The 19908-nt window shown below is 65.1% G+C and carries 24 protein-coding genes; 14 read left to right on the plus strand and 10 right to left on the minus strand.

Annotation, left to right across the window (positions count from 1 at the left end):
• Positions 1–90: 90 nt before the first annotated feature.
• From ACWHYV_RS12910 to ACWHYV_RS12975, 14 genes are all read left to right on the plus strand, one after another.
• Positions 91–1074 carry a magnesium transporter gene (locus tag ACWHYV_RS12910; protein WP_447976899.1) on the plus strand — a complete coding sequence of 328 codons (984 nt, stop codon included), beginning with the start codon at positions 91–93 and terminating at the stop codon, positions 1072–1074.
• 1649 nt (positions 1075–2723) lie between these two features.
• The gene (locus ACWHYV_RS12915; RefSeq protein ID WP_447976900.1) at positions 2724–3020 is read left to right on the plus strand and encodes a hypothetical protein; all 297 of its coding nucleotides are present in this window, start codon (positions 2724–2726) and stop codon (positions 3018–3020) included.
• A gap of 27 nt (positions 3021–3047) precedes the next feature.
• Complete coding sequence (locus tag ACWHYV_RS12920) at positions 3048–3521, plus strand: Hsp20/alpha crystallin family protein (RefSeq protein ID WP_447976901.1); 474 nt, start codon at positions 3048–3050, stop codon at positions 3519–3521.
• A gap of 36 nt (positions 3522–3557) precedes the next feature.
• Positions 3558–3716, plus strand: a complete 159-nt coding sequence (locus tag ACWHYV_RS12925) for a hypothetical protein (RefSeq protein WP_447976902.1) — start codon at positions 3558–3560, stop codon at positions 3714–3716.
• An 88-nt stretch (positions 3717–3804) separates the two neighbouring features.
• Positions 3805–4305: a BCAM0308 family protein gene (locus ACWHYV_RS12930; RefSeq protein WP_447976903.1), complete on the plus strand. Its 501-nt coding sequence runs from the start codon at positions 3805–3807 to the stop codon at positions 4303–4305.
• Positions 4306–4341: 36 nt separating this feature from the next.
• A complete protein-coding gene (locus ACWHYV_RS12935) occupies positions 4342–4779 on the plus strand; it encodes a cupredoxin domain-containing protein (RefSeq protein ID WP_447976904.1) in 438 nt (145 codons plus the stop codon).
• Positions 4780–4871: 92 nt separating this feature from the next.
• A complete protein-coding gene (locus tag ACWHYV_RS12940; protein WP_447976905.1) occupies positions 4872–5741 on the plus strand; it encodes a universal stress protein in 870 nt (289 codons plus the stop codon).
• The gene (locus ACWHYV_RS12945; protein ID WP_447976906.1) at positions 5738–6112 is read left to right on the plus strand and encodes a c-type cytochrome; all 375 of its coding nucleotides are present in this window, start codon (positions 5738–5740) and stop codon (positions 6110–6112) included. Before ACWHYV_RS12940 ends, ACWHYV_RS12945 begins: the two co-directional genes overlap by 4 nt.
• Before the next feature lie 152 nt (positions 6113–6264).
• Positions 6265–7350, plus strand: coding sequence for a glutaredoxin family protein (locus ACWHYV_RS12950; RefSeq protein ID WP_447976907.1), 1086 nt, complete (start codon positions 6265–6267; stop codon positions 7348–7350).
• A 145-nt stretch (positions 7351–7495) separates the two neighbouring features.
• The gene (locus ACWHYV_RS12955) at positions 7496–8863 is read left to right on the plus strand and encodes an MBL fold metallo-hydrolase RNA specificity domain-containing protein (protein ID WP_447976908.1); all 1368 of its coding nucleotides are present in this window, start codon (positions 7496–7498) and stop codon (positions 8861–8863) included.
• 72 nt (positions 8864–8935) lie between these two features.
• Entirely contained in the window at positions 8936–11662 is a 2727-nt protein-coding gene (locus ACWHYV_RS12960) for a bifunctional acetate--CoA ligase family protein/GNAT family N-acetyltransferase (protein ID WP_447976909.1), read from the plus strand.
• Between the two features lie 60 nt (positions 11663–11722).
• Positions 11723–13462, plus strand: coding sequence for a GspE/PulE family protein (locus ACWHYV_RS12965; protein WP_447976910.1), 1740 nt, complete (start codon positions 11723–11725; stop codon positions 13460–13462).
• 4 nt (positions 13463–13466) lie between these two features.
• Positions 13467–13784 carry a PilZ domain-containing protein gene (locus tag ACWHYV_RS12970; RefSeq protein WP_447976911.1) on the plus strand — a complete coding sequence of 106 codons (318 nt, stop codon included), beginning with the start codon at positions 13467–13469 and terminating at the stop codon, positions 13782–13784.
• Positions 13785–13877: 93 nt separating this feature from the next.
• Positions 13878–14195 carry a PilZ domain-containing protein gene (locus tag ACWHYV_RS12975; protein ID WP_447976912.1) on the plus strand — a complete coding sequence of 106 codons (318 nt, stop codon included), beginning with the start codon at positions 13878–13880 and terminating at the stop codon, positions 14193–14195.
• Between the two features lie 52 nt (positions 14196–14247).
• On the opposite strand, the gene ACWHYV_RS12980 is transcribed toward ACWHYV_RS12975, so the two are convergent.
• The 10 genes from ACWHYV_RS12980 to ACWHYV_RS13025 all read right to left on the minus strand — a co-directional run bounded on the left by ACWHYV_RS12980 (position 14248) and on the right by ACWHYV_RS13025 (position 19822).
• Positions 14248–14607 (minus strand): hypothetical protein, encoded by a 360-nt coding sequence (locus tag ACWHYV_RS12980; protein WP_447976913.1) that lies wholly within the window; start codon positions 14605–14607, stop codon positions 14248–14250.
• 10 nt (positions 14608–14617) lie between these two features.
• Complete coding sequence (locus tag ACWHYV_RS12985) at positions 14618–14917, minus strand: YtxH domain-containing protein (protein WP_447976914.1); 300 nt, start codon at positions 14915–14917, stop codon at positions 14618–14620.
• Between the two features lie 229 nt (positions 14918–15146).
• Entirely contained in the window at positions 15147–15656 is a 510-nt protein-coding gene (locus ACWHYV_RS12990; RefSeq protein WP_447976915.1) for a c-type cytochrome, read from the minus strand.
• 20 nt (positions 15657–15676) lie between these two features.
• A complete protein-coding gene (locus ACWHYV_RS12995) occupies positions 15677–16036 on the minus strand; it encodes a DsrE family protein (protein ID WP_447976916.1) in 360 nt (119 codons plus the stop codon).
• Positions 16037–16097: 61 nt separating this feature from the next.
• Positions 16098–16502 carry an OsmC family protein gene (locus ACWHYV_RS13000; RefSeq protein ID WP_447976917.1) on the minus strand — a complete coding sequence of 135 codons (405 nt, stop codon included), beginning with the start codon at positions 16500–16502 and terminating at the stop codon, positions 16098–16100.
• Between the two features lie 70 nt (positions 16503–16572).
• Positions 16573–16971: a YidH family protein gene (locus ACWHYV_RS13005; protein ID WP_447976918.1), complete on the minus strand. Its 399-nt coding sequence runs from the start codon at positions 16969–16971 to the stop codon at positions 16573–16575.
• A 36-nt stretch (positions 16972–17007) separates the two neighbouring features.
• Positions 17008–18348 carry a cytochrome b N-terminal domain-containing protein gene (locus ACWHYV_RS13010; RefSeq protein ID WP_447976919.1) on the minus strand — a complete coding sequence of 447 codons (1341 nt, stop codon included), beginning with the start codon at positions 18346–18348 and terminating at the stop codon, positions 17008–17010.
• The gene (locus tag ACWHYV_RS13015) at positions 18348–18707 is read right to left on the minus strand and encodes a protoglobin domain-containing protein (protein ID WP_447976920.1); all 360 of its coding nucleotides are present in this window, start codon (positions 18705–18707) and stop codon (positions 18348–18350) included. The genes ACWHYV_RS13010 and ACWHYV_RS13015 overlap by 1 nt, the downstream gene beginning before the upstream one ends.
• Positions 18708–18754: 47 nt before the next feature.
• Positions 18755–19288 carry a QcrA and Rieske domain-containing protein gene (locus ACWHYV_RS13020; RefSeq protein WP_447976921.1) on the minus strand — a complete coding sequence of 178 codons (534 nt, stop codon included), beginning with the start codon at positions 19286–19288 and terminating at the stop codon, positions 18755–18757.
• Positions 19289–19381: 93 nt separating this feature from the next.
• The gene (locus ACWHYV_RS13025) at positions 19382–19822 is read right to left on the minus strand and encodes a CBS domain-containing protein (RefSeq protein ID WP_447976922.1); all 441 of its coding nucleotides are present in this window, start codon (positions 19820–19822) and stop codon (positions 19382–19384) included.
• Between the last annotated feature and the right edge of the window lie 86 nt (positions 19823–19908).

Here is a 19908-nt window from a genome sequence, read left to right on the forward strand (position 1 = left end):
CATCGCGCGTGCGAGGTCGAGCGCCATTCGATGGATCTGGGTGCCACCTCAATGATTCCTGGTTTCGTAGCGGGTGCAGTAGAAGCGTTCATGACTGATGCGGGCCTAGACACAGGATCCTACGAGACCCGGCGAACGGCGGCCGATCTGATGATCTCGGCGATTCCCTGCATGTCCCCCGATGCCACCGTCGCGCAGGCGCTCGCCGTGATCGGGCGTGACCATCCGGACGAAGCCGGTCACGTGTATCTGGTGGACGAAGGCAGGGAGCTGCTCGGCCAGGTGCCGATCGAGCGCATCCTGACGGCGCCGTCCGAGGCGATCCTCGCGGGACTGCGCGGTCCGCACCCTCTGCGGGTGTCCCCGGGGGTGAGCGCGGAGACGGCGGCGCTCCTTGCGGTGGAACGGCATGAATCGGACGTCACGGTCGTTGACGCGAGAGGCCGCCTGCTGGGGGCGATCCCGATCGGGCGCTTGTTGGCGGTGCTCCACGAAGAACACGTGGACGATCTGCTTCGAAAGGGCGGCGTCGGGCCGCTTCACCCGACTCCGACGGAGCCCCACAGCGCCTTCGATGCCTATCGAGCGCGGCTTCCCTGGCTCGTGATCGGGCTGTTCGGCGGCTGGATTGCGGCGGCAATCGCCGGCCGCTTCGCGGTGGCATTCGAGCGAGAGATTGCACTGGCGTTCTTCCTCCCGCTCGTCGTGTACATGGCCGATGCGGTGGGGACGCAGACAGAAACGGTCTTGGTGCGGGCGCTGGCGTACGGCCCGGTCCCGCCGGCCACCCAGTTGGTGCGGGAGTCCCTCCTCGGGCTGCTGATCGGAGTCACGTTGGGGGCGGTCGCGGCCGGTGGTCTGCTCGTGTGGGATGGGCGAGCGAGGTTGGCCGCAATCGTCGGCTTGACGCTCATCAGCACCGCCGTGGCCGCGACCTGTATCGCAAGCCTCCTTCCCTTGGCCCTGTCTCGGATCGGCGCGGATCCGGCCTTGGCCAGCGGGCCGGTCGCCACCGTGATTCAGGATGTGCTGAGTGTGACCATCTATCTGGTGATCGCGACGGCACTGATGTGAGGTGATGACGTCGTCGTCAACCTCCAGGCGCTGCTGCGGCGTTCGTCCTCGGAGTGTGCTCTGGAGAAACCATCCAAGGAGCCCATGCAATCCGATCATTCGTTCCCGCCTCTGCCACTGAAGCAGTCTTCCAGTGCCCCTCTGCGGCAGCAATAGATACCAAACACTGCTTCAAGTCGCGCAACCGTGCGCCATACAGTCCCAAAGACCGGAGGATTCGAAAGCAGAGGCGAGGGTCGGTAATGGCCGTCGGGCGCCATTCGGCGTTGGCGATGATTTCCTGTAACGCGTTCAGACGAGCCGCCCGACGGTTGCGCCGGAACCGAGAGGCGATTTCTGCACGGCGGCCTCGGTTGATCTCCAAGGCCAACCGTATGGCCGCAGCGAGCTTATGGCGATCGAGCGGTTCCCTGAGGACGAGTATCGGATGAGCTGCCTGAGCACGTTGGACCAGTCCATCGTCCATTGGCCCGGCAACGAGAATGGTCGACACAGGGAATCGGCATGCAGCAAGGCGTTGAATCAATGTGGGAGTATCCAAGCCCCGTACCGACGATGTCGTGAGGAGGACGTTGAAGAGCCCGCTGTTGACGTCCTGCAACGCCTGGCTTGCCGAGCGGCAGCCTTTAACCTGAACCTCAGGACAGCGAACGGCCAGCGCCCCGGACAATGCGTCACGCTGAACAGGATCGTCACTCAGGATGAGCACTCGTGACCGCCGTTGAGGACGACCGCATGTTGCCTCACGCATATGCCTACCTCCCCTCGACAAAGATACGAGGCAAGATCTGCAAAGTGTACGCCGGGCGAGGTGCCTGGAGATGGTCCGCAGCGCGGACACGGAAGTGGGCCGAACTAAGGGTGCGATCAGCGTTTCCAGATACTGGAACTGGGACATGAATAGACGGGCCTGGTGTCCAAATTTTTAGACAGAGGATAGATAGGATGAGGCATATTCGGACCGAATACTGAAAGAAGTGAGCAGGCTCCTGAGCGATAAGATCAACATTAGACGAGACTACAGTGTGCGCGATGAGCTGATGAGTTGAAGACCGAGGGCCGAAACTTTTGGCATACCCAAAAACAACCCGCTCTCATGGAGGGCATCGGGCCTGCCGACGGGCCAAGATCATATCCGGTAGCCCAGCAAGTCCCTACCTGGCCGGCTACCCCGCGCTCCGGTCATCGGGCTCGGATCTACGGCCGTGCCTACTGGCACCGAGGTTCGGAAGCGCGTGCTGCGGACGCTGATCCCGCAACGGGCACAGAAGCGATGTCCTCACTCTCTGCATGAGAGCGGGCGACATCTCGATTCAGGCTGCCGACCTTCTCGATTGGCTTCTCCTCACCTCCTAGAGATTTGATAGCCACGGCGGAGTGAGAATCAAGCGAGCCCTCGTCGCGACCGTGTCGCTTGCGGCGACCTCCTTCGGACAGCCAAGCCAGGCGACATAAGGCACAAGGTCAGCCAGATCCAGCATGGCGGTGGGGAATTCCGGGACCGCAGGGGGTTGGCATTGATGCGAAATACCCCACGGCAGGACCACTGCGACAAGGGTCACGTTGGACGTAAGGCACTGAGCACCTGGGATTCCGTTTGAACGGCGTTGGATGAACGCTGGCATTGGACGTGCACACGTGTTCTTTCCATGAAGAACCAACGCCATCCGACTCTCGCCGACCACCTCGCGAAGGTCCTTGCCGCCGGGCCGCTGCCCCTTGAAGCGGTCGTCGCCGGATGCGGGGACGCGACCTGGAATCAGGTCTTCATGGAAGTCGATCGCCTGACCCGGTCCAACCGAGTGCGGTTGACGCGATCCGGCATCTCGTATCTGGTGGCCCTCAACGAGTCGTGCCATCGGAGAGCGGAGAGCTGCGATGGCATGAACGCGGCTGAGATGGCCCCGGCGTGCGAGATCGCAACGCGCACTGAATCAGGCTGCTGATTCAGCGGAAAGAAAAGGAGGATCACGATGAGCATGTTGACACGATGGGAACCGTTCAAGACGCGGTGGGATCCGTTCAGGGAATTGGAGGAGATGGAAAAGCGGCTCTCGACCTTGTTCGGGCGCATGCCGATGCGGACCGACGGGGAAAAGGAGTCGATGACCGTGGCGGAATGGGTGCCGCTCGTGGATATCAGCGAGGACGGCAAGGAGTATACGATCAAAGCCGAGCTGCCCGAGGTCAAGAAAGAGGACGTCAAGTTGACGATCCAGGACGACGTGCTGACGATTTCAGGGGAGCGCAAGTCCGAAAAGGAAGAGAAAGGAAAGAAGTACCATCGGGTGGAGCGGGCGTACGGGAGCTTTGTTCGCAGCTTCACGCTTCCCGAGGATGCCGATGGGAGCAAGGTCTCGGCCGAGTACAAGGACGGCGTGCTTCTCGTGCATCTGCCGAAGGCGGAAAAAGCGAAACCGAAGGCTGTCGAGGTCAAGGTGGCCTGAGACGCGAGGCCGACGGACACCGCCAAGGAGGACACCATGAAAGCACCCTCATCCGTCTGGCAGAGCTCTTTCGGGCACGGCTGGCACGTCGGCGACCACGCCGCCGTGCTGCGCCGGCACTGGTGGCTGATCCTGGCCGTCGCACTGTCCGCCGTCTTCTTGATCGGCGTCAGGCTGACGGGCGGGATCGGATGACCGCGACCCGGAAGTGAGGGCCGCGCACGCGGCCCTCACCGTACGGGTGGGTTCGATACACGAAGAGAAGAGAAAGGGAAGAGACGCTATGAGCGTGCAAGCAGACGATCCGGTCGGTGTCTCAGGCCGACGCGATCGAACGATCCAAGAGCATGAGCACGACAGCTACAAGCTTCGTGGCAAGTTAGAGGAACCCTCGGTCTGCTCGCAGTGCGGCGCGGTCTTCCATCGAGGCCGCTGGACCTGGGGCCCGGCGCCGGCCGAGGCGCATCAGGTCGTCTGTCCCGCCTGCCATCGCATCCGGGATCACTATCCGCAAGGCGTCCTGACCCTGTCGGGGCCGTTCCTGGCCGAGCACAAAGAGGAAGTCGTGGGCCTCGCGAGAAACGAAGAGGCCCGGGAGAAGGCCGAACACCCGCTCGCGCGCATCATGTCGATCAGAGAAGAGCGGGAGACGCTGATCCTGGAAACGACCGACGTCCACCTTCCCCGGCGTATCGGGGAGGCTTTACACCATGCGTATCGCGGCGACTTCTCGTTCCACTACGATGAAGGCGAGCGCTTTGTCCGTGCACGCTGGCAGCGCTGACGGCAACCGCCCAACCGACCACCTGTGAGGCCTGAGATGTCATTGCGCCGAATCGTGTCGTTTCTCCCGATGCTGTGTGGGTTCGCGCTCTTGGTCCCGTTCGGGATGGCGGACAGCCCTCCGGGCACCGAGACGGTTCAGGAGCAGCGTATCGAGCTGGTGATCCGCAACTACGAGTTCGTCTTGACTCAGCCGTCGCCGATTCGGCTCAATACGCCCACGGTCATCATCCTGCGAAATCAGGACATCGTCCGTCACGGGTTTACTTCCCCGATGCTCAGCCAACTCTCCGTGCATGGCGAAGGAGAAGGCATCGCGGCATACGGGCGAGGGATCGAAGGGTTCTATGTCGATCCGGGGAAGACCGTGGTGATCCGGTTCAGCAACGACCGTCCGGGGAACCATACCTTCCGTTGCGACCTGCATCCTCAGATGAAGGGCGAGTTGTTCAGCCTGGAGGTTCCCGCGGCGTGAGGAAGGAGGCGATCAGCCGTCAGCTTTCAGCCTTCAGCAATCAGCTCAGAGCTGAGCGCTGACGGCGACCCGCTGATGGCTGGGTTACTGGCATGCGTATCCTGATTGCGGTCGATTGGTCCGATGAAGCGTTTGCCGCCGTCCGGACGGCGTTGATGCTCTATCGACCTGAGGAAGTGGCCCTCCTCCATGCCGTGGACCTCCGACCGTTCGATCAGCCCTTGCTCGCGCCGGCCGTGGCCAAGAAGGCCTTCGAGGAGTTTCGGGAGGCGATGGAACGGGCGGGGCAAGACCTGCTCGATCGATCCGCGCAGCTCCTGCCGGAGGGGATCACAGTGAGCCGGCGGCGGGAGACGGGCAATCCGGCGGCGGTGATCCTGGACGCCGTCGAGAAAACCCGCCCCGACCTCGCCGTTCTGGGCACGCGGCGCCGAGGACGTCTCACCGAATTGGCGTTGGGCAGCGTCTCACACCGGGTGCTGCTCCACGGGGCGTGCTCGACGCTGCTCGTCAAGCGGCCGCTGACCGCGCTGCGCCGGGTGCTCGTCGCCGTCGAGGGGTACGAGGATGCGGAACGGATTCAGCGGTGGCTGCGCCGGTATCCTTTTCAAGACCGAACGGAGCTGCGGGTTCTCTCGACCGTGCCGGAGCTCCAGCTCATGGACCCGACTCCGATTCCCGCGCTCGAGCCGTGGGACGCGGTGGCGCTCCGCGGCGCCCAAGACTTGGTGCACGATGTGGCCACGATGCTGACCGGGGAGCGGTTTCAGGCGACCGGAACGGTGTCCCGCGGGGAAGCGGTCGACGCCATCGTCCGGGAATCGGCTGAGGCCGATCTCGTCGTGATCGGCTCGCACGGGCGGAAAGGTCTCACGCGGTTTCTGATGGGCAGCGTCTCTCATGCCGTCAGCCACCGGGTCGCATGCCCGGTGCTCGTCGTCCGCGAGGGGGCGTCGTCATGACGAAGAGAGGCGCACGGACGGCTGTCGTGGCCGTGGTGGTGACCGTCAGCGTCGCGGCGGCGTGGGTGTCCTCCTCTGCGGAGGGTGGTCGCGTCCGGCCGGGCGCCCTCATTTACGAGGAGCACTGTGCACGCTGCCACGGACTGTCCGGGCGTGGCGACGGGCCGGACGCCGCCACCCTCATCGTTCCCCCCGCCAATCTCCAGTCTCTGCGATCACGGTCGAAGTCCGACTTCGAGCTGCTCACGACGATTGCGTACGGCGTCGCGTACAGCCCGATGCACGGATGGCGGGGCCGATTGACGGACGATGAGATGCTGGAAGTCATCGCGTATATTCGGACGATGGCGCCGTTCTATCCCGCCCTGTGACGCGGTCTCGTTCTTCGGGTTCCGGTAGCCGACCTCCCTCGTCGCCTCTCCCGCGTTCCCTCCTCCCTCTCTGGTGCATCCTAAGTTTCTGCCTCCTGCTGCCGCCCGTCTTTGCCCAGGCGCCTCCCCAGCCGGCGTCACCCGACCTGGAAGTGTTCATAAAGGCGGGGTGCCCGCATTGTGAAGCGGCGACGCTGTTTCTCGCCGATCTCGCGCGGGAGCGACCGGATGTCCGCATTGTCGTTCGAGACATCGGAGCGGACCGGGCCGCACGCGCTCGCCTCGACGCACTGGCCGAGCGCGCCGGGGTCGTCCGCCTCGGCGTCCCGACCTTTTGGGTCAACGGGGAATTGATCATCGGGTTCAGCGGTCCCGACACGACGGGGGCGCGGGTCAGGGCCCGCCTCAAGACGAGCACGGCGGGTGCCGAGCCGTCGGACGAGGGCGTGTGCAGGGCGGCTCCCGACGTGTCGTGCGACGAGGCAGCCCCTGATCCGGACGCCATCGACACCGCTTTGTTCGGCCGGCTCAGCGTGAAGAACCTGGGCCTTCCCGCGTTCACCGTGGCCATCGGGTTGCTGGACGGCTTCAACCCGTGCGCCATGTGGGTGTTGCTCTTCCTGCTGTCCTTGTTGGTCAACCTGCACGATCGGCGCACGATGTTGATCATCGCCGGCACCTTCGTCATCGTCAGCGGCCTCGTCTACTTCGTCTTCATGGCCGCCTGGCTGAACGTATTCTTGGTCCTCGGGTTGTCGCGTTCGATCCAGATTGCGCTCGGGCTGGTCGCCGTGCTGATCGGCTCCGTGCACGTGAAGGACTTTTTCGCCTTCCACCGCGGCCTCTCGTTCAGCATCCCGGATTCCGCCAAGCCGCGACTCTATGCCCGCATGCGGGCGATCCTGGAAGCCAAGCATCTGGGGGCCGCGATCGTCGCCGTGGTGGTGCTCGCCGGGCTGGTGAATCTCGTCGAGTTGCTGTGTACGGCCGGATTCCCCGCGATCTATACGCACATTCTCACGCTTCAGGATCTCCCGTCGTGGCAGTACTACGCCTACCTGGCCCTCTACAACCTCGCCTACGTCCTGGACGACGGGATCATGGCGGGCATTGCGATCGCCACCTTGGGCCGGCACAAACTGAAGGAGCGGGAAGGACGATGGCTGAAGTTGATCAGCGGATCGGTCATGCTGGCCTTGGGGCTGCTGTTGATTCTGAAACCTGAATGGCTGCAATGAGCCGGCGAGTCGCGCCCTTCTCATGGAAAATATCAGGAGCCGTCGGACATAGCGTGGTGACGAGCGGGCACGATCCTGTTAGAGTGGCCGCGCCGTCCGGTTGAGGCTCGGCTCGTTCTCGGGTCCTTGAGAGGGACGACAAGGCATGATCACCCTTCAGTTTTTCGGAGCCACGCGTTCGGTGACCGGCTCGTGTTTCTTGGTCCAGCACGGGGCCACGCGTCTTCTGGTGGATTGCGGGCTCATCCAAGGGCCGGCGGAGCACACGGCTCGGAATCGAGCCCCCTTCGCCTTCGATCCCGCCTCGTTGGACGCCGTGATCCTCACCCATGCGCATCTCGACCATACGGGCCTGGTCCCTCGTCTGATGCGCTTCGGGTTTCGAGGGCGCATCGTCACGACCACCATCACCAAGGAGTTCCTCCCGATCCTCTGGGCCGATTTCCTTCGGGTGCAGGAAGGCGGCCGTCCCGGTGAACCGGATGAGGCGGTCCCGCTCTATGAAGAGGCGGATGTGCAAGCCGCTCTGCTGCGATGTGACGGATACCCCTATGGGCGTGAGATCAGCCTGACCCCCGGAGCGCGGCTGCGATTCGCCGATGCGGGCCACATCCTTGGCTCCGCGATCGTTGAGCTGTGGCTGAACGACGGGGGGCTCTCGCGAAAGCTTGTCTTCTCGGGCGATCTCGGCCATACCGGTAAACCGATCGTCCGCGATCCTCAGATCATCGATCGGGCCGACGCGCTCGTGCTGGAATCGACGTATGGCGATCGTAATCACCGGAGCATGCCGGACACCGTGCGCGAGCTGGGCCAAGCGCTGGCCGAGACCCTGGACGCCGGCGGGGTCGCGTTGATGCCGGTCTATGCGATCGGGCGGAGCCAGGACGTCCTCTACGTCATCAATCAATTGACACTTGACGGGGTCCTCGACCGTCCCCGCGTGTTCCTCGACAGCCCGATGGCGATTCGTGCCGCGGAAGTGTACGCTCGCCATGTCGAGGCCTTCGACGAAGAAGCCCAGGGGTTGATCCGGCATCCGCCGAAGAACCGCCGCGCGCCGCACGTCCAGTTCACCGAAACCATCGCCGCGTCGCGTGTACTTGCTCGGATGACGCGGGCGATCATTCTTGCGGGCAGCGGCATGTGTGAAGGCGGACGGATTCAGGAGCACTTGGCGCGGCACCTCGGCAACCCGGCGGCGGCGGTCATCTTCACGGGCTTCCAGGTCGATGGGACGCTGGGGCGCCGCCTGGTGGACGGGGCGCCTCAGGTGAGAGTATTGGGGACGATCGTGCCCGTCCGGGCCAAGATTCACACGATCAACGGCTTGTCGGCTCATGCCGACCGCGACGGTCTCTTGGGGTGGCTTGCCGGGTTTCGTGATCCCAAGCCCGCCACGTTTCTCGTCCACGGGGAGCCCAAGAAAATGGAGGTCCTCGCCTCCGCAATCGAGCAACGATTTGGTCTCAAGGTCACGATGCCGGCGTGGGGAGACAGGGTCACGGTGTAGAAGAAGGTTGAGGTTGAGGTTAAGGTTGAGGGGGAACCCTTAGCCTCAACCTTAACCTGAACCTTTCTTCCAATGTCCCATCTTCGCCCGCTCTATACACCGGCGTTCGGACAGGGAGCCGATTCCGGTTACTTGATTCTGCGCGATGGCACGACCGCCGGCATTCGGCCCTGTGTGCCGGCGGACCTTCCCGTGCTTCAGCGGTTCGTCGAGCGCCTGTCCCCCCAATCGAGACGGCACCGCTTTTTTTCGGAAGGTGCCCCGTCCGCGCCCACGCTCGCGCGCCTCTGCGACTCATCCAACCCGCGGACGGCGCTCACCCTGCTGGTCTTTCGCACGCGGCATGACTCGCCTGAGGTCATCGCCGCCGGTTCGTACACGGCGAAAGACGAGGAGACGGCCGAGGTGGCGCTCGCCGTCGACGACCGGTTTCATGGAAAGGGGCTGGGCACGCTGCTCCTCGAGCGGCTCGCGCTGACGGCGGTTCGCCACGGCTTCACCCGACTGTGGGCGGTCACGCACGCCGAGAATGCCGCGATGCGGGAAGTGTTTCGTGAATCGGGCTTTGCGATGCACGAAGCCGTGGCCGGCGGAGACATGGAGGTGGAGCTCTCGCTCCATGCCACTGAAGACACGGTCGCGCGCTCCGAGGTTCGGGAACGGGTCGCCACGACCGCCTCGCTCCGCCCGTTTTTTCGGCCCCGGTCGGTTGCCGTGATCGGGGCCTCGCGGGAGCCGTCGAGCATCGGGTATCGTCTGCTGCAGGCGATCCGCGAGAACGGGTTCACCGGCCCCGTCTACGCGGTCAACCCGCGCGCGACGGTCGTCCAGGGACTTCCGGCCTACCGGTCGGTCGCCGACATCGAAGGGGGCGTCGATCTTGCCGTGATCGCCGTCCCGCGGGATGCCGTGATGGAGGTGGTCGATGCCTGTGCGAACACAGGCGTGCGGGCGCTCGTCGTCATCACCGCGGGGTTCGCCGAGGTGGATGAGGAGGGCCGCCGCTTGCAAGCGCGGCTCGTTCAGAAGGTGCGGCAAGCGGGGATGCGCATGATCGGCCCGAACTGCTTCGGGCTGCTCAACACGGACCCCGCGGTGCGCTTGAACGCCACCTTCTCCCTCCTGTGTCCTCCGCCCGGGCGCGTCGCCATGTCCAGCCAGAGCGGCGCGCTCGGCATTGCGATCCTGTCCGCGGCCCGCCGGCTGAACCTCGGCATCTCGACGTTCGTGAGCGTCGGCAACAAGGCCGACGTGTCCGGCAACGACCTGTTGCAATATTGGGAGGAGGACCCCTCGACGGAGGTCATCCTGCTCTACCTGGAATCGTTCGGAAATCCGCGCCGCTTCGCGCGCATCGCGCGGCGCGTCGCCTACCGCAAGCCGATCGTCGCCGTGAAGGCGGGGCGGACGCCCGCCGGGCGTCGCGCCGCCGGATCGCACACCGCCGCGCTCGCCGCGAGCGACGTCGCCGTGGACGCGCTCTTCCACCAGTGCGGGGTGCTGCGCGCCGAGACGCTCGACGACATGTTTGCGCTGGCGGCGCTCCTGTCCCATCAGCCGCTGCCCCGGGGGCGCCGCGTCGGGATCCTCACGAACGCCGGAGGTCCCGGCATCCTCTGTGCCGACGCATGCGAGGCGTCGGGGCTCAGCGTTCCCGAGCTGTCCGACGCAACCCGCGCGCGGTTGGCCGGGTTCCTCCCCCGCGCGGCCGCGCTCAAGAATCCGGTGGACCTCATCGCCTCCGCGACGGCCGATCACTATCGGCAGGCCATTGACACCGTCTTGTCCGCGGACGAGATCGACGCGCTCATCGTGCTGTACATCTCGGTCAACGTGACCGACACCTCCTCGATCGCCGGCGGGATCGCCGAAGGGCTCCGCGCCGCACGCGGGCGGAGCAAGGACAAACCGGTGCTGCTCTGCTGGATGGCCGAGGGCGACTACGACCGGCGGATCGTGGTGGACGGCGAGACCATCCCCACCTCCGGCCTGCCGGAGACTCCGGCCCGGGCGCTCGGGAAGGCCGCCGCCTATGCGGTGTGGCGGACGCGACCGCCGGGTGTCGTCATGGATTTCGACGACCTCGATGTCGCCGCCGCCCGCGCCGTCTGTCGCGCGGCGCGGGCGCGGGGCGCCGGTTGGTTGACGGTCGAGGAGACGCGGCGCGTCCTCGCAGCCTTCCGGCTTCCCATCGGGCCCGGCGGGGTCGCTCACAGCCCGGACGAGGCGGTCGCGTTGGCGCGAGGCATGGGCTTTCCCGTCGCCGTGAAGCTCGCCTCGCAGCGGATCGTCCACAAGACCGAGGTGGGCGGCGTGCGTCTCGGCCTGCAGGATGAACCGGCCGTGCGGCGGGCGTTCGAGTCCATCCGCGACGGTCTCTCGTCCCGCGGTGAGCTCGACGCGATGGAAGGCGTGCTCGTCCAGCCGATGGTGCCCGGCGGGGTGGAAGTGATGATCGGGATGACCCATGACCCGTCGTTCGGTCCGCTCGTCGCCTTCGGCCTCGGCGGCATCCACGTGGAGATCCTCGGCGACGTACGTTTCCGCATCACCCCGCTCACGGACCGGGACGCCGCCGACATGGTCCGCGAGATCCGCGGTTACCGGCTGCTGGAAGGGTACCGCGGGCATCCCCCGGCCGATGTGCCCGCGTTGGAGGAGACCCTGCTGCGCGTCTCGCGTCTCGTGGAAGAGATCCACGAGATCGCCGAGCTCGACCTCAACCCGATCTTTGCGCTTCCGCCGGGCCAAGGGTGCCGCATCGTCGACGCCCGGATTCGTCTCGACCGAGGCGGTTGACGCTCGTTCGCGATCGTCTATACTTTTCTCCGGCTAGCCGCGCGCCCGTCGTTATTTCTCATGGCCAAACGCACGATCGACCTCGCCGCCTTCGAGCCGCTCGTCGCCGCCCATCGACTCGACCAGGAGGACCTGCACGCCGCGGTCGAGCTCGCCGGCCGCACCGGGTCCGACCTCCAGGCGATTCTCCTCGAAAAATACAATGTGTCCAAAGCGGAGCTGGGTGAGGCGCTGAGCCGCTACTATCGATGCCCCTACATTGCGTTCAGCGAGCGGACGTTCATCGACTTGGAGCTGCTCAAGACGCTCAGCTTCGATTACCTCAAGAAGAACGGCTGGGTCCCGTTGAAGCGCGAGCAGAAGACCGTCGACATCCTCATCGATGACCCGCACGACATCGACAAAGGGTCCGATATCCGCCGGGCCTTTCCGGGCATGACGATCCGGTTCGCGGTCGGGCTCCGCTGCGACATCCTGCGGTTCCTCGCCGCCGCCACCGAGCCGGGAGACGGCGCGATCAACGAAATCCTGGGTGAATTGGTCCACGAAGCGCAACTGGAGCAGCAGGAGGATGCGTCTTCGGCGCCGATCGACGAGAACGACAGCGCCATCGTGCGTCTCGCCAACCAGATCATCGCCGATGCCTATCGGCTGGGCGCCTCGGACATTCACATCGAGCCGTACTCCGACAAGAAGGAGACCGTGGTGCGGCTCCGGGTGGACGGCACGTGCTTTCGCTACATGACGGTGCCTCCGAGCTATCGGCGGGCCGTCGTGTCGCGGTTCAAGATCATGGCCAGCCTCGACATCGCCGAGCGGCGGCGACCGCAGGACGGCAAGATCAAGTTCAAGCTGGGCTCCGACCAGGAGATCGAGCTGCGCGTCGCGACGATCCCGACGGCGGGCTACAACGAGGACGTGTCGATGCGCGTGCTCACGGCGAAAGAGCCGATGCCGCTCGAGACGCTCGATTTCGCGCCCCAGGTCCTCGCGTCCGTGAAGCAGATCGCCGAGCGGCCGCATGGGATCATCCTCTGCGTGGGGCCGACGGGGTCCGGAAAGACCACGACCCTCCATGCGATCCTCGGCTCGATCAATACCGACGAGCGCAAGATCTGGACGGCCGAGGACCCGATCGAGATCACGCAGGACGGGCTCCGTCAGGTCCAGGTCAACCCGAAGATCGGGTTTACCTTTGCGGCCGCCATGCGGGCCTTCCTCCGAGCCGACCCGGACGTCATCATGATCGGGGAGATGCGGGACAAGGAAACCGCCGACATCGCCATCGAAGCCTCCTTGACCGGCCATCTCGTGCTGAGCACCCTGCATACGAACAGCGCGGTGGAAACGGTGACGCGCCTGCTCGACCTCGGCTGCGACTCCTTTCACTTCGCGGACGCGATGCTGGGCATCATCGCCAAGCGGCTCTGCAAGCGCGTCTGCCGGCAGTGCCGGGAGCCGTATCATCCGACGGCCGCCGAGTACGACGAGCTTGTCCATGCGTACGGCGAACGGCACTGGGCGCGATTGGGAATCGAGTACGGCCCGGCCTTCATGCTCTATCGAGGCAGGGGGTGCGAGGAGTGCAATCAGACCGGGTTCAAGGGACGTATCGCGGTTCATGAGCTCTTGCTGGGGACCGAGGACATCAAGGCGCTCATCCAATCGAGCGCCAGGGCCAAGGCGCTCCTCCAGCAGGCGCAGGAGGACGGGATGACGACGTTGGCCCAGGACGGCATCGACAAGGTGCTGCGCGGCCAGACGACGTACAAACAGGTCAAAGCCGTCGCGCTCGTGTGAGGGTATGGAGCTTCCCGAGGAATCGAGAAAATTCCGCCGCTTCGCCGTCCAGTACCCGGTGACCTTCGTGGGCGATCAAGCGGCGGGGGACGGCGTCGTCTTCAATCTCAGCGCCCAAGGGTGCGCGGTGGGAAGCGCCACCCCGCCGGCGAAGGGCACCTATGTCTCGCTGGCGATCGTGCTGGACGAGGCGGACCGGATTCACATCGATCTTGCGGCGGTTCGCTGGGCCACCGACTCGACGTTCGGCCTGGAATTCATCAAGCTCGATTTCCCCGACCAAACCAGACTGCGGGAGCTGGCCAAAGCCCTCGAAGCATGATCCCGCGCCGGACCCCTGGGCCCCGGCGCGAGTGGTCACACTTGACCGTCCTCACTGCTCTGCTAGGCTTAGATCAGAAGAAGGAGCCCGGTGATGAGCCAAGTCCTGGAGTTGCGGAGCACCCCCCGGATCGCCGTGGAATGCCCGACGGTGTTCGCGGGTGATCAGATCGTGGGCGAAGGCACAGTCGTCAATCTCAGCGAACCCGGCTGCGCGATCAAAACGGGCAAGCCCCTCAAGAAGGGAGACTATCTCGAGTTGCGTGTGCTGATGCCCGAGCTGGGCCCGCCGCTGGCGATCGACCTCGCCAAGGTTCGCTGGGCGGCCGGCGGCCATATCGGACTCCAGTTCATCAGCGTGCGCGCTGAAGAGCAGCGCCGTCTGGCCCGCCTGTTCGGCAAACCTTTATAATCCGGTCCCCCATCCTCGTCTAGAGCCTCTTGGCTCGAATCCCAGCGACTCCTCAATATCGCTCCACGCCCTTGCGCCCCCCGGCATGGCATCGAAAGCAGTCGGCGAAGCGGCCGGGTCCGTGCGCCCCCCTGCCCTTCGCGATCAGATCGCGGACCGGCGGGCTGTCGAGCACGGTCAGCCGGGCCCCCGCTCCCCTGGTATGGCAGGCGGAACAGGTTTTCACGCCGGTCGCACGAAAGACGAGATCTCCGTGCGGGCTCAAGAGACCCTCCCCTATCTCGTCTTCGGCGGGGCCCGACTCATCGCCAGGCCCGTCCCTCGCGGCGCCGGCCTGCACGATTGGAAGGCACGCAAGGGCCGCGATCCATGCGCCGGCCAGCAACCATCTCAAGGCAAGGCGCGGGCTCATGGAAGCGGCGTCAGGCGACTTCCTTCTTATAGGCTTCCTTCCCCGCCTCGATCGCGGCCGAGACGGCGGCCTTGGTTTCGGCGAAGTACTGCTTGCCCTGTTCGAGCCGCGTGTCCACCGCCTCCTTGAGGGATTCGACCGTCTCGGTCAGGCGCCCTTCCGCCTCCTTGGCATAGTCCGCCAGCATGCGGCGGGTGTCCCGACCCGAACGCGGCGCCAGCAGCAGCGTTCCCGCGACCCCCAATGCCAAGCCGCTGATGAATGCGATCCCGGCCCACTTGAATGCCTGCCCCTTCTCATCGGTGAACATCGCACACCTCCTCATCGTGGTGAGAGCTAACTCACGTTAAGCTTCTGAGCATAGGTTGTGCCAGCGAGCAGCCGCCTTCGCTGGCACCGGGGTTCTTTCAGAGGCGGGACGTTGCGGCACCGAGGCGCAGCACTCGACCCGAAGGCGCACGCCGGCTGAGGCATTTCAGGGCGCGACCGATGGGGCACTGGTGCAAAAAGCCTCAGTGGTGCATGGTCCGGACGGGAGGTCACGGCGACGAGTCAGGAGGACCGCAGCACCCGGAGCCGCCCATGCCGCGTCGACGACCCATACCGCCCATGTGGTCTCCGGAAAAGCTCTTCTCATACTCGATGATGGCCCAGATCTCTTCATCACTCAGCACCTGGCTGAATCCGACCATCGAGGTGCCCGCGGAGCCGTGCTTGATGACCCAAAAGATTTCGCCGTCGGTGCGGTGACGCCAGAATCCGTGGTGGTGAAAGTTCCGGGGGACGGGATCCAGAGAGGACGCAAGTGGACCGTCCCCGCGGCCCTCTCGGCCATGACAATTCACGCAGGTGCCTTTGCCTTCGTACAGGGCCTTGCCTTGGGCCAAGATGTCAGGGGAGGCCGCAAGCGGGTTGGTCAAGGCCCGTGCGGCCTCGAGCTGATCGGCCGGCACACGCGGGGCCATCATGTGCCGTTCCGCTGCCTGGACTGTGGACATGGGCAGCAGCGTCACGGCCGTCGCGACGACATATGCGAAGAAGGCGATCATGGGGGGCCTTTCCAGTGCGCTCAAAACGCGATGCTGCGATCGCGTTCGACGACCGCCGTGATGTAATCGGGCATGCCCTTGACCGACGCTCCGGAAACGAGCTCGCTCTGTGCGATCTGGCGGGCGACCGCGCATGCCCCGCAGACCCAGATCGGGACGCCGGCCGACTGGACCGCGGCGAGCAGGTCCTTGAGCGGCGTGAGATTCACGCCCGTCACGTGGTCGGCCGTGCCTTTCCTCGCCAAGGTGACGGCCTCGTTCCACAACCAGAGCACCACGTCATGCCCCTGCTCCTTCGCCGTCTTGGCGGCCATGAACGGCAACGTCGCCATGGTCGGGTCATCGGTGCCGCGGCTTCCTGAGACGATCAGACGCGCCATAGTTCCTCCGCTCAAGCCAAAGATAGGATGACAGACTAGGTCCCTTCACTGCCGAGGGTGGTCAGGAATTCGTCGCCGCTGCGATCGTGATGTCGACCTTCGGAGGTACCATAAGCGATTGATGGACCGTGCACCCATGAGCCACCTTCAGCAACCGCTCACGATGACCGTCGGTGATCTCCACGGGCACGTGGAGGCGCAACGAAATCGTCCCCACGCGATGGGGCTGCTCCGCCATGCCCCAGTCGACGTCGATCCGGAACCCTTCCGTCGGCAGACCGTGTCGCGTGCAATAGCGCGTGACGAAGTAGGCCACGCAGGCGGCCAATGAGCCGACGAACAAGGTCACCGGGCTCATGCCCGTGTCGTCCCCGCCATCCTCACGCGGCTGGTCGGCAATGATCGTATGGCCGACCTCGGACAGCTCGAAGCGGGTCTTGCCTCGGTAGTGAACCGTCAGCGGCATGTTCGGCTCCACGACCATTCGGGATATGCGAGAGGCATGCCAAAACCCGGGGTCCCAGAGGAGCAAAAGATCACTCGCCGTCCAGCTCGCGGATCCGTTCCCGCATCGTCATGAAACGGACCAGGCCGACGATGAGCGTGACGCCGCCGAAGCCCGCCAACCCGATCCCCAAGCCCTGAAACACTCCCGGATCGGACATGATCACCAGCGGCGTGCCGATAACCCCGAACGCCATCGCCGTTCGGAGGTACGCCAGGAAGGTCCGTTCGTTCGCCAACTTCGTGCGCTCGCACGCGAGCGCATCGCGCAAGTCGGCCGCCTCGCCGGCTGCGTGTCTCGGCATCTTCATGCCGTCCCCGCCGTGGTTCGGAGTCATGCCCCTCCGCTGCAGGAGCGCCTGCCCGGTGTTCGACACTCCCGACTCCAGCGCGCGTCCGCGCTGATAGGGCCAGCCTACCCAAGCCGGCACACGAGCCGCAAGACGGCGGCAAGGAAAGAGGACTGATCACGCGGGTTCCGCGCCCGGCGGGCGTTTGAGACTCAACATGTAGCTGGTCAAGTCCTGCCGTTGCTCGTCGGTGAGCGGAAATTTGGGCATGAATGAGCCGGGCACGACGGACTGGGGATCGCGAAAATGCTTCAGGTGCCATTCGCGATCCGGCCGCGTGTCGCCGACATAGGAGAGATCGGGCGCGACCGACGCCCCCTCCCCATGGATCCGGTGGCAACCGGAGCAACCGAACTGGGCATAGAGCGCCTTGCCGCGCGCCACCGACGGATCGACCCGCGGGACGGCATAGAGATCGCGCAAGGAGACGCCCAGGAGGGCGAACACGACGCCGAGGAACAGGGCACCCGACGCAAGCGCGGCGGGCCGTTTGGCCGGATGGCGCTCCGGATTCCGATCGATGAACGGCCAGAAGACCAGCAGGAGGAAAAACAGGGCCGGCAACACCCACGTGGCCAGCGGCTCGAGCGGACCGTGCACGTATTTCAGCAATTGGTAGTAGAAGAGGAAATACCATTCCGGCACCGGCACGAACGAGGTATCCGAGGGGTCCGCCTTGTCGGCGAGCGGGAACCGCACGGTCAGGGCCAGGATCGCGATGACGAGGAAGACGATCCCGATGACGACGGCGTCCATGTAGACCTGGCGGGGGTAAAACGTTTCGCTGCCGGCTCGGGCACGCTCCTCGCTCCACGGTCCGGCGGGGCCTACCCGCCGCAGGATGAACAGGTGCAGCAAGACGAGGGTGAGCAAGGCGGCCGGCAGGAACAGGATGTGGACGGCGAAGAACCGCGACAAGGTCAAGGCGCCGAGGCTCTCGCCGCCGCGGAGCACCCGGACGAGGAGGTCGCCGACGACCGGGACGGTGCCGACCATGTTGATGCCGATCTGGGTCGCCCAGTAGGCGTTCTGATCCCAGGGCAGGAGGTAGCCGGTGAACGCGAACGCCAGCGTGAGGAGAAACAGGAGAACGCCGACCATCCACATGACCTCGCGAGGCGGCTTGTAGGCCCCATAGAGGAAGGTTTGCAACATGTGGAGGCCGATCGCCACGACCATGCCCGACGCGCCCCAGTGGTGGAGACCGCGGACGAACGCGCCGAACAGGACCTCGGTTTCCACGAACCGGAGGCTGTCGTAGGCATGGTCCGGCGTGGGCGCGTAGTAGACGACCAGGAACATGCCCGTCACGGCTTGGAGCACGAACAAGAACAGGGTTGCGGAGCCGAAGACGTAGATCCAGCTCGCGCCGCCGGGGATCGGCTCGTCCAGCAAGGTCCGCTCGATCGGTCGGAGCCGCAGGCGGCTGTCCAGCCAGGCATAGAGGCGGGACCCCATCAGTCCTCCTCCCCGCACTTTTGCGCGAGGCCCACGGCCTCGTGGGCACGCCCGATGCAGAGACGCGATTCGGCGTAGCCCACGCGATCCGCCCCGCGGCCCAGCGACAGGAGGTACCGGCGTTGGCTGCTTTTCAACCGGGCCAGTGATTCGGCGTCGCCCAGAAACGGACGCAGCTCGTCGAAGCGGGCGAGGTGACGATACAATTCCTCGATGAGGTTGTCGAGATTGTCCTCGATCACCGCGTGGATCGCGGCGAGATGGACCTCGTCGTCGGGCCCGAGGTTCAGGAAGGTCCGGCGCCTGGCGATTTCGGTGGAGCTGATCTCCTGCTCCTCGTGAAGCGCCCGAGCGGACATGTGCGCGTCTCTGCCCCTGGGGGTTCGTTGCCGTCCGAATCGCCGGCTTATAACTCGACAGGCACCGGCAATCCGGCCTTGAATTCCTTGTACACGACGTAGAGTCGCCCCTGCTCGACCTTGCTGGGGAGCACATCGAGCGGGCGCGGGGCCGGGCCGGCCAAGACCTGCCCGTCGATGTTGAAGACGCTCGCGTGGCAGGGGCACTTGAACCGATGGGCCCCCGGATCCCATCGATACCCGCAGCCAAGATGCGTGCACATGGGAGCGAAGACGGTGATGGAGCCGTCCGCCTTCTTGACCGCCCACACCGCTTTCCGGGCCTTGGTCTCCAGCCATCCGTCCCGGAACGTGGTGACGTACTCGAGCTGGGTCGGCTGCTCGGCCGGAAGCTCGTCGATCGCGCCCACTTCGATCCACGGCTGCTCCCGCCGCTTGAGCGCGGGAGACACCACGTACCCGACGAGCGGGACGGCGAGCCCGATTCCAATGAGGCCCGCGACCGCGCGGGTCACCCAGCGAAACAGCGACCGCCGGCTTCCGACGGGCGTGGAGAGCCCGATCGTCTCGTCGTGCTCCATGTCGATCGTTCGGCTTACGGTGTGGGGGCGAGGCGGCGCGCTGCGAACCCGCGCCGCCCGCGGTGCTGATTCCCCGTGATCACGTACCCGAGCTCACGCCGCCGTTACGTTTTCGATGTCGAGCCCCAGTCCGATCCACGCCCGCAGCAGGTCGTGTCGGGTGACAGAATACGCGACCTTCCCGTTTCGCTGCACCGGAAGATTGAGCAAGCGCTTGTCCTCCATGAGGCGGACAGCCTCCTCGATCGTCGTGTCTTCATTGACGGCGATGCGGTCCTTCGCCATGATCTCTTCAGCCGTGATCTTGCTCAAGTCCTTTCCGGCTTCCAATGCCCGCAGCACATCGAACTCGCTGATGAAGCCGATGAACGCGCCCTTCTCGTCCACTACCGGGCCGCCGGGGGTATGCGTCGAGAGCAGCTCCACGGCCACCGCCAAGCCGTTCTGCCCCGCCCGGAACATCAGCTCATTGGTTCCCACGATCTGTCCCACCGTCTTCAATCCGCCGACCGGAACTCCTGGAATCGTCTTCATGTCGCTCCCTCCTTGGTTAGGTTTGGTGACCGTACCTCTCAGCTCTCAGCTTTCAGCACAAAGTCAGCCAGGTCACCTCCTGCTGA

It is taken from the genome of Candidatus Nitrospira bockiana (assembly GCF_965152565.1).

Bases quoted from the DNA above. Each gene is read 5' to 3' on its own strand.
- ACWHYV_RS12910 (WP_447976899.1), top strand. From the start codon at position 91: ATGACTGATGCGGGCCTAGACACAGGATCCTACGAGACCCGGCGAACG.
- ACWHYV_RS12915 (WP_447976900.1), top strand. From the start codon at position 2,724: ATGAAGAACCAACGCCATCCGACTCTCGCCGACCACCTCGCGAAGGTC.
- ACWHYV_RS12920 (WP_447976901.1), top strand. From the start codon at position 3,048: ATGAGCATGTTGACACGATGGGAACCGTTCAAGACGCGGTGGGATCCG.
- ACWHYV_RS12925 (WP_447976902.1), top strand. From the start codon at position 3,558: ATGAAAGCACCCTCATCCGTCTGGCAGAGCTCTTTCGGGCACGGCTGG.
- ACWHYV_RS12930 (WP_447976903.1), top strand. From the start codon at position 3,805: ATGAGCGTGCAAGCAGACGATCCGGTCGGTGTCTCAGGCCGACGCGAT.
- ACWHYV_RS12935 (WP_447976904.1), top strand. From the start codon at position 4,342: ATGTCATTGCGCCGAATCGTGTCGTTTCTCCCGATGCTGTGTGGGTTC.
- ACWHYV_RS12940 (WP_447976905.1), top strand. From the start codon at position 4,872: ATGCGTATCCTGATTGCGGTCGATTGGTCCGATGAAGCGTTTGCCGCC.
- ACWHYV_RS12945 (WP_447976906.1), top strand. From the start codon at position 5,738: ATGACGAAGAGAGGCGCACGGACGGCTGTCGTGGCCGTGGTGGTGACC.
- ACWHYV_RS12955 (WP_447976908.1), top strand. From the start codon at position 7,496: ATGATCACCCTTCAGTTTTTCGGAGCCACGCGTTCGGTGACCGGCTCG.
- ACWHYV_RS12960 (WP_447976909.1), top strand. From the start codon at position 8,936: ATGTCCCATCTTCGCCCGCTCTATACACCGGCGTTCGGACAGGGAGCC.
- ACWHYV_RS12965 (WP_447976910.1), top strand. From the start codon at position 11,723: ATGGCCAAACGCACGATCGACCTCGCCGCCTTCGAGCCGCTCGTCGCC.
- ACWHYV_RS12970 (WP_447976911.1), top strand. From the start codon at position 13,467: ATGGAGCTTCCCGAGGAATCGAGAAAATTCCGCCGCTTCGCCGTCCAG.
- ACWHYV_RS12975 (WP_447976912.1), top strand. From the start codon at position 13,878: ATGAGCCAAGTCCTGGAGTTGCGGAGCACCCCCCGGATCGCCGTGGAA.
- ACWHYV_RS12980 (WP_447976913.1), bottom strand. From the start codon at position 14,607: ATGAGCCCGCGCCTTGCCTTGAGATGGTTGCTGGCCGGCGCATGGATC.
- ACWHYV_RS12985 (WP_447976914.1), bottom strand. From the start codon at position 14,917: ATGTTCACCGATGAGAAGGGGCAGGCATTCAAGTGGGCCGGGATCGCA.
- ACWHYV_RS12990 (WP_447976915.1), bottom strand. From the start codon at position 15,656: ATGATCGCCTTCTTCGCATATGTCGTCGCGACGGCCGTGACGCTGCTG.
- ACWHYV_RS12995 (WP_447976916.1), bottom strand. From the start codon at position 16,036: ATGGCGCGTCTGATCGTCTCAGGAAGCCGCGGCACCGATGACCCGACC.
- ACWHYV_RS13000 (WP_447976917.1), bottom strand. From the start codon at position 16,502: ATGCCGCTGACGGTTCACTACCGAGGCAAGACCCGCTTCGAGCTGTCC.
- ACWHYV_RS13010 (WP_447976919.1), bottom strand. From the start codon at position 18,348: ATGGGGTCCCGCCTCTATGCCTGGCTGGACAGCCGCCTGCGGCTCCGA.
- ACWHYV_RS13015 (WP_447976920.1), bottom strand. From the start codon at position 18,707: ATGTCCGCTCGGGCGCTTCACGAGGAGCAGGAGATCAGCTCCACCGAA.
- ACWHYV_RS13020 (WP_447976921.1), bottom strand. From the start codon at position 19,288: ATGGAGCACGACGAGACGATCGGGCTCTCCACGCCCGTCGGAAGCCGG.
- ACWHYV_RS13025 (WP_447976922.1), bottom strand. From the start codon at position 19,822: ATGAAGACGATTCCAGGAGTTCCGGTCGGCGGATTGAAGACGGTGGGA.